Origin of the sequence: Nostoc sp. PCC 7107 (assembly GCF_000316625.1) — a bacterium.
Taxonomy (GTDB): Bacteria; Cyanobacteriota; Cyanobacteriia; order Cyanobacteriales; family Nostocaceae; genus Nostoc_B.
On record NC_019676.1, the window covers coordinates 5,321,357 to 5,334,445 of the forward strand.

Sequence of the window (13,089 nt, forward strand, 5' to 3'; positions counted from 1 at the left end):
AAGCAAGAATATTCTTGTTTCAAATAAGAACGTTCCTGTTTCAAGTGAGAACATTCTTGTTTTAAGTGAGAACGTTCTCGTTTTAAGTGAGAATGTTTCTGTTTCAAGTGAGAACGTTCTCGTTTCAAACTAAAAGTTTCGTGTTCTGAAGTGGAATGATGGAGTTATAAAGGCGATCGCTCAACCTTTGTACTCGGAGTTTCGTGTTCTGAGGTGGAATGCTGGAGTTATGAAGGCGATCGCTATCGTTGAAAAATCCTCTGTGAAATATTATGTCATCTATTCCAGCAAGATATGCGATCGCCTGCCTTGATTTTGTGGATTCTTGCGTAAGCTATAAATGTGTAAAGTTGATACAGCAGATAGCCATCAAGCTTTTATATATGCAAAATAGAAATTTGTAGGAACTGCAATTTAAACCTAAAGTTAGTAAATCGATATTTTTCAGCCAGTATGATGGAGCAAAATGATCATCAACAGCGCCGCACCGCTGACCAAGAGTTGGAACAATCTCTCAATGAATGGAAAGGTATTTTACACAACGAAAATCTGGCTGAGAATGAGGAAGCAGAGACTGAGGAAATAACTGATGCCGAATTAGTGGATGAGTTGGGCAATATTGATTTAGCGGCTTTTGAGGACGCAGTGGCCGATATTGAAAAATATTTTCAAGAAAAGACAAAGTGATACTTGTCTAGCCATCTGTTATTTGTCGCCGAGCTTCATACAACATTAAAGCAGCTGCGATCGCCACATTCAAAGACTCTACTCCCGGACTCAGGGGAATATTTACTTGTTTATCTGCCATCTTTGCCAAGTCTGCTGATAAACCAGCACCTTCATTCCCCAATAAAATTAAACTGGGTTTGCGCCAGTCTATTTCCCAATAAGTTAATTTTGCTGTCGGCAAGGTAGCTATAACTTGCATTCCCGCTTGCTGACTTTGTTGGACTGTTGCTGCTAAATCTTCGCTCACCGCCATATTTAAGCGAAACCATTGTCCAGCACTAGCACGCAGCACTTTAGGGTTATCTAAATCTACACTATCGTCACTCAGCCATAATCCCGATGCTCCCGCCGCTGCTGCTGTACGGATAATTGTCCCCAAATTACCGGGGTCTTGAATGGTTTCTAAAGCTAAAACAATCCCCGTAAATGGTAATTGATTGAGAGATTTGCTGCGTCTTGCTGTGGCGACTACTCCATCTGGTTGTATTGTAGTGGCGATCGCTCCTAAAACTTCATCACTGACAATTTCGGCGCGATCGCACCGACTACACACTTCTTGCCACAATGCTGTGTGACTGGCTTGCCAATCTGCTGTACAACAAACCGTTTCTAAGGGATAATCTACCGCACAAGCTTCCTCTAACAAATGCGTCCCTTCCAGTAAAAAGAGTTCCTGCTTATGACGCTCTTTAGTAGAGTGCAGCTTGCGAATTTGCTTAACGAGAGAATTTTGTAAACTAGTTAACACAATTAAAGGCAAAAGTAAAAAGTAAAAAGTAAAAAGTAAAAGTTTCTTTCTTTTGCCTTTTAACTTTTACTTTTTAACTTTGAATGCGGAACCCGGGACTTGAACCCGGAAGCCTTGCGGCACTAGAACCTGAATCTAGCGCGTCTGCCAATTCCGCCAGTTCCGCTGGCATCGATTTTATATCGACAGCTTACTATTGTTACTCAATTATTTATTTTTGTCAAGTAATATCCAAATATCCGTGTTATGGATGTTGCAGATCAAAAATTGGGAACTATGATGGGTGTTTGGGTTTTCCCGCAACCAAGGTTCAGTATTAAATGAGGATGGCGATCGCTACTGAGCGTAATTTCCCAATTCACCTTAGACTAAACTATGGTTATTTTCAGCCCTCAGTTCACTAGCTAAAAAATATATTGATTAATAGCAAGATGTAGACAAATTAAATCTTTACTGTAGAATCAAAACCAACTTCAACCCTTGAAAACTCAGTATTATTTTTGGAGGTAGGCTTATCAATCCTTCTACCAGCTTACCAGATGCCAAGCTTGCACCTCAAGCAGACTCCTCAGTCTTGCAAATTTGGGGTGGGCATCCTTTGCAAGGTCATGTAAAGATTAGTGGTGCAAAAAATTCAGCACTGGTAATCATGGCTGGAGCATTGCTTTGTTCTGGAGATTGTCACATCCGCAATGTTCCTATGTTGGCGGATGTGGAAAAAATGGGACAAGTTTTATCAGCTTTGGGTGTAAACGTCTCACACCAAGATGACATTTTAGATATTAATGCCAGCAGCATTACTACATCTAAAGCTCCCTACGAACTCGTTACTCAACTACGCGCCAGCTTTTTTGCCATTGGTTCGATACTGGCAAGGCTAGGGGTAGCCCAAATGCCCTTACCTGGGGGCTGTGCCATTGGCGCTAGACCAGTTGATTTGCACGTCCGGGGACTGCAAGCAATGGGAGCCGAAGTGCAGATTGAACATGGCATTTGTAATGCCTATGTTCCCGGTGGCGGCAGATTAAAAGGGGCCAAAATTTACCTCGACACTCCCAGTGTAGGAGCAACGGAAACGTTGATGATGGCTGCTACGCTTGCTGATGGTGAAACCATCATCGAAAATGCCGCCCGTGAGCCAGAAGTTGCTGATTTGGCGAATTTCTGTAACGCAATGGGAGCCAAAATTCACGGTGCTGGTACTAGCATAATTACAATTGTGGGTGTTCCCCAATTGCATTCTGTTGACTACAGCATTATCCCCGATCGCATTGAAACCGGAACTTTTTTGGTAGCAGGTGCGATTACCCGTTCCGAAATCTTACTATCCCCAGTCATCCCCGACCATTTAATTCCCGTGATTGCCAAACTCCGAGAAATCGGCGTACCCATCATTGAGGAAGGCCCAGATTGTTTGCGACTGCTACCTGCGGAAACCCTCAAGGCCACATATATTGAAACCTTGCCCCATCCCGGTTTTCCCACAGATATGCAAGCACCGTTTATGGCGTTGCTCACCTTAGCCGAAGGTGACAGCATCATTAACGAATCTGTGTTTGAAAATCGCTTGCGCCATGCTTCCGAGTTAAATCGCTTGGGGGCAGAGATTCGCGTTAAAGGCAATGCGGCCTTTGTCCGGGGAGTCCCGATGTTATCAGGTGCGCCTGTATTAGGCACAGACTTACGTGCATCAGCAGCCCTAGTCTTAGCTGGATTAGCAGCTGAAGGTTTAACTACCTTTCAGGGATTGCATCACCTTGATCGCGGCTACGATCGCCTTGATCTCAAGTTGCTGCAACTGGGCGCTAAAATCAAGCGTGTACAAGAAATCCCCACACCAGAATTAACATCTAATGGCAGTAACCCGCCAGTAACAACTTCGACTTAGTAGTAGGGTGGGCATTGCCCACCCTACTTAATCGTTATAATGATGAGTGTTTGCTTATTTACTTGCAAAAATATACAAATTAGCTTCAATTAGACAGCCTAAAGTTGGTTTTTTTATTCAGTCACTTTAAAAAAGGTAAGAAAAAATGTTTAAGCCCATCAAGATGATGACGGAATCATTTGCACCTGCTTTAATGCGTGACTTAATTAAACTAATAAAATTTAGAATAACTCAATTAGTCAATAATGCAGTTAGGTTTTATTGGCAAATCATGAGGATTTCGCCTCACAGTAATTTGGTCGGATTAACCTATGCAAATGATAAATTCACTGATGGTGCTGGAGCGCAAATTCAAAGAATATATGGTATTTATGCTGCTGCCAGATTTCTTCAGGTGCCATATATTCATTCACCGTTAACTAAATTAAACTATCAAGGATTGGTTGCTCTTGAGCAAAATAATACAAATCAAGATATTGTTAGTGAATATAATAAAATATTTAAAATATCCTCTGATATAAAATTGCCTGTCGATTACACTACTGAATATATTAAAAATTTAGATTTATTAACTTTTGAAAAGCTGAGAAGAAAGGCTGTAAAAAGCAAAAGTTTCATTTTGGCTAAAGTTTTGCTTCCCTATAAAATCACAGATACTTATCCAGAAACTTTACAATGTATCAAGGATATCTCTCCTTTCTCTTTACAGAAATCACCAGTGATTCGCATTGCCATCCATGTGAGAAGAGGAGATTTATTATTTGTTGCTTCTCACAGAATGCTGTCTAATAAATATTATATTTCCGTAGCTCAAAAAATCAGCGCTATTTTGGATCAACTGAAACTTGAATATGTGTTTGAATTGCATACCGAACTGCCTACACAATCTTTTACGGTAACAGCAAGTCAACATAGCATGTTAAAAAGTAATGTGGTTGTTGATCCCAAATCAACTCAGTTGGCAGAATTTGATGTCATACCGAATCTAGAAAAGTTTATTAACGCTGATCCAATAGAAACTCTTCAAAGAATGTCATCAGCGAACGTACTTGTAATGAGCCACTCTTCCTTTAGCTATTTATCAGCTATTTTAAATGTAAAAGGAGTGATTCTTTACCATAAATTTTGGCATACTCCCCTGAAAAGTTGGTTAATAACTAACAATTCAGGTGATTTTTCCCAAGAGAAATTTATTCAGCAACTCCAAAAAAATGTAGTAGCACTTGAACCAATTTCTAGTTTGGTAGAATAACAATAAGTTATTCCATTTTTTCAACTTGCTACATCATGTCATTTATTAAAACCCCGCTGATTGGTTTAAAAGCCGACTCCTTTCGTCATCCCTTAGATTTGGAATCTACCAAAGCTCTCAAACAGATACCAGGTATTGATTTGATGGTGCGAAATTGGTTGGGGCCAATGGCGGAGCAAGTTTTTTATGTAGAAAATATTGCCTCTAGTATTTTAGTCAGTGAAAATCAACTGCCTGATTTACATAAATTATTACTAGAAGCTTGCAGAACTTTAGATATTGAGCCACCACAATTATATGTGCGGCAACATCCGGCTCCTAATGCTTATACTTTTGCTATGCGAGGTAAGCAGCCTTTTGTGGTACTGCATACTTCTTTGATAGATATCTTGACACCAGAAGAAATTCAGGCGGTAATTGCCCATGAATTAGGACATCTCAAATGTGACCACAGCGTTTATTTAACGCCTGTCAATTTATTAATCTTAGCTGCGGCAATTGTGCCAAATGTGGGGAATTTGCTGGCGCAAGCCATCCAAACACAACTTTTAGAATGGGTACGCTGTGCTGAGTTTACCTGCGATCGCGCCGCTTTGTTAGCTACTCAAAATCCGAAAGTTGTCATGTCTGTACTGATGAAACTTGCAGGCGGTTCACCCACCCTCGCACCCAAACTCAATCTTGATGCCTTTGTTGACCAAGCCCGTGCTTATGATGATATTAGTAAAACAGAATTGGGTGAAATGGTGAAAGCAGCCCGCACAGCCCAATTGAGTCATCCTGTCCCAGTGTTACGCGCCAGAGAAATTGACCGTTGGGCTAGTAGTCAAGAATATCAAACTTTATTGCAAACTCACGAGTCGAAAATTTCTGGTGAACTACCAGCTAAAGGCGGTTGGCGTAACTGGTAAATCAAGATAATCTGCGGTGGGTCGTAGGCGATCGCCCTCATGTAAGATATGGGTAAAGTGCCAAAATTATTTCATGACCAGGTTTCCCTACGACCAATTTGCGAAAGATTATCTTCAAGAACTATTACAACCATTGGGTAAAGTAGAAACTAGCCGCAAGGTTTCTGCGGAAATCCGCGAGATTGACGTTTATTTTGCACCGACATCTCCAGCAACCAGTGATAAAATAGAATTAGGTTTATTAGGAAAAATTGCATCTGCACCTGTATTAATTGAACCTTTTAGAAATGCCGCTACAATTGCGGAAATTCGCAGTTGTATGAACAAGTTATTCGATATATTTGCCCAAATCAAGCGTCAGGCTAAAGTTGATAACAATCGGGTTGCCGAATCAGAATTACCTCGATTATGGATTTTATCACCTACGGCTTCTGAATCCATCTTAGAGGGTTTTAGAACCAGCGAAGACCTAGAAAACTGGGAAATAGGTGTACATTTTCTGGGTAATTATTTCAGAACAGCGATCGTCGCAATTCATCAATTACCATGTATTGAAGAAACATTATGGCTGAGGATTTTAGGAAAAGGCAGAGTACAGCAACAAGCCATAGATGAACTAGAAGAACTGCCACCAGAAAATCCCTTACGTGCTAAAGCCATTGATTTATTATTGAGTTTGAAGACGACCTTGGAAGTAAATCAAAATATAGATGCAGAGGACAGAGATTTGATTATGCGATTATCACCTATTTACGAACAAAAATTAGCAGAAGCTAAACAAGAAGGTATTCAAGAAGGTATTCAAGAAGGTATTCAAGAAGGTATTCAAGCAGAACGCCGTAAGCTGATAGAGAATTTATTGAGATTTCGGTTTGGTTCTTTAGATACAGAACTAACTAGGATTGTAGAACCTTTATTAGCATTATCCCCAGAAGAATTTACGCCTTTATTACTACAACTATCGCGTGAAGAACTGTTAGATAGATTTCTGTAGAGGATGTGGAAAAAAATTTTAGGTAATTGAGAAAAAGCTTTTTGGTATGCTAACTTGAGCAGACTTAAAAAAGTAATTTTTCACATCAAAAACGCTTTTATGACAGATGTCTCTCAGCCTATTAACCTCTGGGAATATGAACAGTTAGCCAAACAGCATCTCTCACAGATGGCTTTTGATTATTACAGTAGTGGCGCTTGGGATGAAATTACATTACGTGATAACCGTGCAGCTTTTGAAAGGGTGAAATTGCGTCCGCGGATGTTTGTAGATGTGAGCGATCGCAACTTAACTACTTCTATTTTAGGACAGCCGCTACAACTACCCCTATTAATTGCACCAATGGCTTTTCAGTGTCTAGCCCATCCACAGGGAGAACTAGCCACAGCCTTAGCAGCCGCTACCGCAGGTGTAGGTATGGTATTGAGTACAATGGCAACTAAGAGCCTAGAAGAAGTCGCTGCGGTAGGTTACAAACATAATGCCTTGCAATGGTTCCAGCTTTATATCCACAAAGACCGAGGCTTGACGCGGAATTTAGTTGAAAGGGCTTACGCAGCAGGTTATCAAGGTTTATGTTTGACGGTGGATGCGCCGATTTTAGGACGACGGGAGCGTGATTTACGTAACGAATTTACTTTACCATCGGGGTTACATTTGGCGAATATTGTAAATATCTCAGGGTTGAATATTCCCCAAGAACAAGGAGAATCTGGCTTATTTACCTATTTTGCCCAGCAATTAAACCCCGCAGTAACTTGGCGTGACTTGGAATGGTTACAGTCATTATCGCCATTACCTTTGGTACTCAAAGGCATTTTACGCGGTGATGATGCTGTGCGTGCTGTGGAGCATGGAGCCAAAGCAATTGTAGTTTCTAATCATGGTGGCAGACAACTTGATGGCGCGATCGCATCTCTAGATGCACTGACTGAAATAGTTGCAGCTGTCGATAATCAAGCAGAAGTTTTATTAGATGGGGGTATCCGTCGTGGAACAGATATCCTTAAAGCCTTAGCTGTTGGTGCAAAAGCCGTACTCATCGGTCGCCCTGTACTCTGGGCATTAGCTGTCGCTGGACAAGTTGGTGTATCTCACATTATCTCGCTATTAGAAAATGAATTAAGTGTGGCAATGGCTTTGAGTGGTTGTACATCTATACAAGATATTGACCCTAGTTTAGTGAGTGGAAATTACTTGCATTAACTTGAAAATATATGTTATATTAGGAAAGTTGCACCCAAGGGCGGGTGGCGAAATTGGTAGACGCACCACACTCAAAATGTGGCGACCTTGCGGTCATAGGAGTTCGATTCTCCTCCTGCCCATTCTTAATAGTTTTTTAAGCTTTTCATTCATTATTATCGCTACTATCTGTCCTGTTCTGCGGCGCTGCGTTCTCGTGCCAAGCTATCAATAGCATCACCCAAGGCGGTGGTGAGACTTTTGCGTGTTTGGGAGTGACTTTCTTGTTCAATTTTCAATGCTTGCAATAGGCGATCGCGCTCTTTAATCGCTGCAATCAGTTTTGTCTGCAATTCATCCACCGCTTGGATTTGGGTAATTTCAGCTTGAATGGCGGCTGTTGCTTTACCGTCAGCCAGTGTTGCAGCTTCAATACCTTGGAGTTTGTGAATATTGGCTTTGAGAGATGCGATCGTTTGTTGGAATAGATGCGCGTCTGTCCGGCGTTGTTCTGCTTCCGTGTTGTAGAGTTTGCGCCATTTTTCCGCACTTTCCCAAGCTGTGGCTAAATCAACTTTTTGTTCTGCTAGTTGGCGTTTGAGTGCTTGAATTTCAGCTAACCACTGCTGTGTTAAAGATGTACTTTCACTCATTTTTTTCCTCTTCTTTGCGCCTTTGCGTGAGGCAAATAAATATTTACCAAAACGGGATAGGCTAACCTATCCCGTCAACGTATCCTATCGCTTAAACTTTAAGTTCCAGTAGTCCAAGAGTTGATGTACTCAATTTGATCTGGTGTCAAGCTATCGATATAAATGCCAATAGCTTCCAACTTCAACCGAGCAATTTCTTGATCTACCTCGGTAGGAATGGAGTGCAACCCAGGTTCTAATTTACCTTGATTCTTCACCAGATATTCGCAAGCCAACGCTTGGTTTGCAAAACTCATATCCATTACCGCGCTTGGATGTCCTTCGGCTGCGGCGAGGTTGACTAAGCGTCCTTCACCCAAAACAATCACTGATTTACCACTCTTGAGTTTATATTGTTCGGTAAAGGGGCGTACTTGCTTAATTTCTTCAGCTTGACTAGCTAAATATTTCAGGTCAAGTTCAATATCAAAGTGACCAGAGTTACAAACGATCGCACCATCTTTCATGACATCGAAATGTTCACCACGAATGACGTGCTTGTTACCAGTCACGGTAATAAATAAGTCACCTTGAGGCGCAGCTTCAGCCATTGGGAGAACACGGAAGCCATCCATCACCGCTTCAATTGCTTTGATGGGGTCAATTTCAGTAACAATGATGTTAGCACCCAACCCACGGGCGCGTAATGCTGTACCTTTACCGCACCAGCCATAACCAGCAACGACAATGGTTTTACCAGCCAGGAGAATATTTGTTGCACGGATAATCCCATCGAGGGTTGATTGTCCTGTACCGTAGCGATTATCAAAGAAGTGCTTGGTGTCTGCGTCGTTGACGTTTACTGCGGGGAAGGTGAGAACGCCATCTCTAAACATAGCGCGTAACCGGACAATTCCGGTTGTGGTTTCTTCTGTGGTACCAATCAAATCAGCAATTTGATGTTGACGTTGCTGAACTAGGGTAGCAACCACATCACTACCATCATCAATAATAATGTTAGGGCGGTGGTCTAAAGCAATTTGGACGTGGCGGTTATAGGTTTCGTTATCTTCGCCTTTGAGTGCAAAGACGGGAATTTCATGATCAAGGACGAGACTAGCTGCTACGTCATCTTGAGTTGATAAGGGGTTACTCGCAATTAAAACTGCATCTGCACCACCAGCTTTGAGCGCAATGGCTAGATGTGCGGTTTCTGTGGTGATGTGGGCGCAAGCCACAAGGCGAAGCCCAGCAAAAGGTTTTTCTTGAGCAAAGCGATCGCGGATTTGCCGTAAAACTGGCATTTCCCGTCCAGCCCATTCAATGCGCTGTCTTCCCAAGGGAGCGAGGGCGAGGTCTTTAACCTCGTGCTTTAATCGGGGAGAAGTTGCGGTCATAAGTTCCTCAAAAACGTAAAAAATGTACGTAAATATCTGTTACGCACTTTATTAGTTTATTGTACGACTAGGATTTTTGGGTTGTTTAGTTCGGATTTAGAATTGAAAGGCGATCGCTAACATATAGGACTTACTCACAAAGATTTGCTGTAGAGACTGGATGTAAGGGTTTTAGATACATACATCCCTACACCCTCTCTGAGTTAGATGAAAAAGTTTAGGGATTACCTACAAATAAATGGTTTAATTTATCTCTGGTAAGAAAATAATCATATATTCTGCTGAGTTATCCCCAAAAGCTGATGAATCAAAATGTCATCTATCTAAAGAATTAAAAAACAGAAATGTCATAATTTTCAACATTTAAGCAGAAAACTCAACTTTAGATAGGTACAATTACTAAAGTCAATTTTGGAGCATAACTAAGGAAGTAAACAAAAATAGATTTTTCTGAAGGAGGTGTTGGAGTGCGTTGGCATTTTTTAGCGATTTTTGGTTCAATAACGGTCTCTGTTGTATCTCTACCACCAGTGACAGCCCAGATTCCTTTGTTACCACTGTTGCAAACTCCCAGCAGTCCCAGTAATGACTCTGATAGTAGAACTGTTTCTGACTGGATTTATTTAGATGGTCGGCGTTTGTTTCAGATCAGCGCCACGAAGACTAATTTATCAGAGCGTTTACAAGACATTCAGCAGAATTTAAATCAAATTAGCGAGAATTACTTGCGATCGCCTAAACTAGAAGTCAAGGTAGAGGTGCGGAAAGTTAATGAAATACCAGTCATTCGGGTGAATGGCGAATATTTGATGACTGTCACCGCTGAAGATGCGAAACTCCGACAGGAAGATCCACTGATATCGGCGAATCAAATTGCTGAGGCTTTACAAGAAGATTTACAAAGGGCAAAGCAAGAACGACAAACTCAATATCTCCTGAATCAAGGTAAAATTGCTGCTGGCGTTGGACTGGTAATGGTGGTCACAAGTTGGGGTGTATATTATTGGCAGTGTCGTTCACGCAAAGAACCAGCACAGTCAGTTCCCTCAATCTCTTCAACGGCGCAACCAATTACTACGCAACTGAATCAACAGCAGCATCGTCATTTCCAAGAAGTTAAGAAACGGTTGTTTCAGTTAACCCAAGCCGGAATTTGGGGAGGGGGCAATTTTCTGATTTTGGGGCTATTTCCCTACACACGCCCGTTTCAAGTAGCTATTCTCTCCGCCGCGCAAATTCCTCTCAAACTTGCTGTTGTGGTGTTGGGGACTTACGTAGCTACCCGTTTCAGCTATGCTTTAATTGATCGCTTCACTACTACACTCATCAGTAGTGGTGCTTTGTTGACCACCGATACTTCTGAACGTCTGCGTTTACGCGTCTCTACTTTTTCGGGCGTGACTAAAAGTATTGTCACTATTATCTGGGTGGGAGTTGGAATTTTACTCGCCCTTGTTTCTTTGGGTATCGATATTGTTCCCTTACTTGCCGGTGCAGGTTTAGTTGGTGTGGCTGTATCCCTGGCTTCCCAAAACCTAATTAAAGATGCAATTAACGGCTTCTTGATTATTCTGGAAGACCAGTATGCGTTGGGTGATGTGATTAATGTGGGCAATGTTGGCGGTTTGGTCGAAAATCTCAATTTGCGGATGACACAATTGCGTGATTCCGAAGGACGCTTAATTACAATTCCCAATAGTGAGATTAAAATTGTTGCCAATCTTTCTAGCCGTTGGTCACGCGCCGATTTAACTGTTCCCATCGCCTATGAAGCTGATGTTGACCATGCTTTGAACTTGATTAAAAAAGTAGCTTTAGAAATGGATCAAGATTTACAATGGAAACATCAAATTATTGAAACTCCGCAAGTTTTGGGTATTGATAATTTTGGCGATCGCGGTTTAATTATCCGTGTTTGGATTAAAACCCAACCTCTCAAACAATGGGATGTCGCCCGCGAATACCGCCGCCGCCTGAAAGTTACCCTTGACCAAGCTGGAATTAATATCCCCGTACCACAACAAGCAATCTGGGTGAACGATGCACAGCTATTGAATGCACAGATAAATGGTAAGGGTGATGAGTCAATAGTCAATGGTCAATATAGCAGGGAATAGGGAACAGAATTGAAAATCAATCCATTTGAGTACCTACCGCTATAGTCAATAGTAGTGTGGGCAAGATTTTGCCCACCTCTGGGCAATGTGGTACATTTGTACTATAATAGATATAGCGTCCAGAAATCCTAGTGCAGTGCAACTATGATCAAGCATTATATTCTCAACCTCAATCCAACTGCCAAGCACGAATGGGATCGCTGTATTTTACGTGACCCACTGACAGCAAAACGCCCAGATTTCTCACGATTAATTGCCGAAGCGGTTGGTGCTGATACAGGAAGTTATTTAATCAGCATAAATATTGAAGTACAGGTATTAGAACAGGCCGCAGTACCGCAAGCTGAACAACTTTCACTTTCTTTTCCAGAGGTAGCTGTTCCGACACAAATGAGGGAAGCGGCATAAAGGGGGAGGAGAAACTTACCACTGTAATGGAATTGGCCCACCAAACTTCCGCATCTCTGCAAAAAATTTTCCTTGCGCTCCTCCATCTGGTAGGGTTGCTAAATAAACAGCTGTTTCTGCACCTTCTTCTGCGGTGAATGGCGCATTCTCACCTCCCATATCAGTTTTCATCCAACCAGGAGAATAGGCATTCACAAGAATATTCTCATGTTGGAGTTCCCTAGCCAGAAGTATAGTTAGCCCGTTAATCCCGACTTTGGAAAGTCTATAGGAAGGTGCTAGGGAGTAGTAGTCACCACCCATTGTATGCAAAGAGGCCATTTCGGTAGAAACATTCACAATGCGACCGTAGTTGTTGACTTTCATCAATGGTATTAAAGCTTGAGAAATTCTGAGTACCGCTAAAACATTAGTGTTAAATGTGGCTTGCATCGTTTCTAGCTGAACGGTTAATAAGCTGGCTTCTTCTGACTTGGCTGTAGGATTAATACCAGCGTTGTTCACCAGAATATCGACCTTACCGTAGGTTTGTTGTAGCCATTGGGTAAATTCGGCAACACTAGTATCACTATTGACATCGAGTACATGATAACTAACATCTAGTCCTTCACTAGATAACTGCTGCTTGGCTGTTAGACCATCTGTTTCATTACGGCTGGTTAACACAACATGAATACCTTTTTGAGCCAATTTTCGGGAGATAGCATATCCTAAGCCACGATTACTACCTGTAACCACAGCTATCTTGGGTTGAGTTGTCATGTTGATAACTTTTAAATAACTGTTAGTTTTACTTTACTGAGATGTTATAAATTAATCAAATTGATT

12 protein-coding genes and 2 tRNA genes are annotated in these 13,089 nt (G+C 41.7%); 9 read left to right on the forward strand and 5 right to left on the reverse strand.

The window, feature by feature from the left end; genetic code table 11:
• Positions 1-453: 453 nt before the first annotated feature.
• A complete protein-coding gene (locus NOS7107_RS22740; RefSeq protein ID WP_015115288.1) occupies positions 454-687 on the forward strand; it encodes a hypothetical protein in 234 nt (77 codons plus the stop codon).
• A 7-nt stretch (positions 688-694) separates the two neighbouring features.
• Here the strand turns inward: NOS7107_RS22740 and NOS7107_RS22745 are convergent, their stop codons facing one another.
• A complete protein-coding gene (locus NOS7107_RS22745) occupies positions 695-1,477 on the reverse strand; it encodes an RNA methyltransferase (RefSeq protein WP_015115289.1) in 783 nt (260 codons plus the stop codon).
• A gap of 84 nt (positions 1,478-1,561) precedes the next feature.
• Positions 1,562-1,643: transfer RNA gene (locus NOS7107_RS22750), tRNA-Leu, on the reverse strand.
• 348 nt (positions 1,644-1,991) lie between these two features.
• Here NOS7107_RS22750 and murA point away from each other — a divergent pair.
• From murA to NOS7107_RS22780, 6 genes are all read left to right on the forward strand, one after another.
• A complete protein-coding gene (gene murA, locus NOS7107_RS22755; RefSeq protein WP_083889738.1) occupies positions 1,992-3,365 on the forward strand; it encodes a UDP-N-acetylglucosamine 1-carboxyvinyltransferase in 1,374 nt (457 codons plus the stop codon).
• Positions 3,366-3,510: 145 nt separating this feature from the next.
• Positions 3,511-4,617: a hypothetical protein gene (locus tag NOS7107_RS22760; protein WP_015115291.1), complete on the forward strand. Its 1,107-nt coding sequence runs from the start codon at positions 3,511-3,513 to the stop codon at positions 4,615-4,617.
• Positions 4,618-4,652: 35 nt separating this feature from the next.
• Positions 4,653-5,528 (forward strand): M48 family metallopeptidase, encoded by an 876-nt coding sequence (locus NOS7107_RS22765; RefSeq protein ID WP_015115292.1) that lies wholly within the window; start codon positions 4,653-4,655, stop codon positions 5,526-5,528.
• Positions 5,529-5,601: 73 nt separating this feature from the next.
• The gene (locus tag NOS7107_RS22770) at positions 5,602-6,522 is read left to right on the forward strand and encodes a Yae1 family protein (RefSeq protein WP_015115293.1); all 921 of its coding nucleotides are present in this window, start codon (positions 5,602-5,604) and stop codon (positions 6,520-6,522) included.
• A gap of 99 nt (positions 6,523-6,621) precedes the next feature.
• On the forward strand, positions 6,622-7,728 hold the full coding sequence (locus NOS7107_RS22775; protein WP_015115294.1) for an alpha-hydroxy acid oxidase: 1,107 nt from the start codon (positions 6,622-6,624) through the stop codon (positions 7,726-7,728).
• Between the two features lie 38 nt (positions 7,729-7,766).
• Positions 7,767-7,850, forward strand: a tRNA-Leu gene (locus NOS7107_RS22780).
• A gap of 42 nt (positions 7,851-7,892) precedes the next feature.
• On the opposite strand, the gene NOS7107_RS22785 is transcribed toward NOS7107_RS22780, so the two are convergent.
• Both NOS7107_RS22785 and ahcY read right to left on the reverse strand, forming a co-directional pair.
• Positions 7,893-8,360, reverse strand: coding sequence for a hypothetical protein (locus NOS7107_RS22785; RefSeq protein ID WP_015115295.1), 468 nt, complete (start codon positions 8,358-8,360; stop codon positions 7,893-7,895).
• A 98-nt stretch (positions 8,361-8,458) separates the two neighbouring features.
• Entirely contained in the window at positions 8,459-9,736 is a 1,278-nt protein-coding gene (gene ahcY / locus NOS7107_RS22790) for an adenosylhomocysteinase (protein ID WP_015115296.1), read from the reverse strand.
• 467 nt (positions 9,737-10,203) lie between these two features.
• Here ahcY and NOS7107_RS22795 point away from each other — a divergent pair, with 467 nt between their 5' ends.
• Both NOS7107_RS22795 and NOS7107_RS22800 read left to right on the forward strand, forming a co-directional pair.
• Entirely contained in the window at positions 10,204-11,853 is a 1,650-nt protein-coding gene (locus NOS7107_RS22795) for a mechanosensitive ion channel family protein (RefSeq protein ID WP_015115297.1), read from the forward strand.
• A 144-nt stretch (positions 11,854-11,997) separates the two neighbouring features.
• Positions 11,998-12,261 carry a hypothetical protein gene (locus NOS7107_RS22800; RefSeq protein WP_015115298.1) on the forward strand — a complete coding sequence of 88 codons (264 nt, stop codon included), beginning with the start codon at positions 11,998-12,000 and terminating at the stop codon, positions 12,259-12,261.
• Between the two features lie 15 nt (positions 12,262-12,276).
• Here the strand turns inward: NOS7107_RS22800 and NOS7107_RS22805 are convergent, their stop codons facing one another.
• Positions 12,277-13,023 (reverse strand): SDR family oxidoreductase, encoded by a 747-nt coding sequence (locus NOS7107_RS22805; protein WP_015115299.1) that lies wholly within the window; start codon positions 13,021-13,023, stop codon positions 12,277-12,279.
• Between the last annotated feature and the right edge of the window lie 66 nt (positions 13,024-13,089).

Bases quoted from the DNA above. Each gene is read 5' to 3' on its own strand.
- NOS7107_RS22740 (WP_015115288.1), top strand. From the start codon at position 454: ATGATGGAGCAAAATGATCATCAACAGCGCCGCACCGCTGACCAAGAG.
- NOS7107_RS22760 (WP_015115291.1), top strand. From the start codon at position 3,511: ATGTTTAAGCCCATCAAGATGATGACGGAATCATTTGCACCTGCTTTA.
- NOS7107_RS22765 (WP_015115292.1), top strand. From the start codon at position 4,653: ATGTCATTTATTAAAACCCCGCTGATTGGTTTAAAAGCCGACTCCTTT.
- NOS7107_RS22770 (WP_015115293.1), top strand. From the start codon at position 5,602: ATGACCAGGTTTCCCTACGACCAATTTGCGAAAGATTATCTTCAAGAA.
- NOS7107_RS22775 (WP_015115294.1), top strand. From the start codon at position 6,622: ATGACAGATGTCTCTCAGCCTATTAACCTCTGGGAATATGAACAGTTA.
- NOS7107_RS22785 (WP_015115295.1), bottom strand. From the start codon at position 8,360: ATGAGTGAAAGTACATCTTTAACACAGCAGTGGTTAGCTGAAATTCAA.
- ahcY (WP_015115296.1), bottom strand. From the start codon at position 9,736: ATGACCGCAACTTCTCCCCGATTAAAGCACGAGGTTAAAGACCTCGCC.
- NOS7107_RS22800 (WP_015115298.1), top strand. From the start codon at position 11,998: ATGATCAAGCATTATATTCTCAACCTCAATCCAACTGCCAAGCACGAA.
- NOS7107_RS22805 (WP_015115299.1), bottom strand. From the start codon at position 13,023: ATGACAACTCAACCCAAGATAGCTGTGGTTACAGGTAGTAATCGTGGC.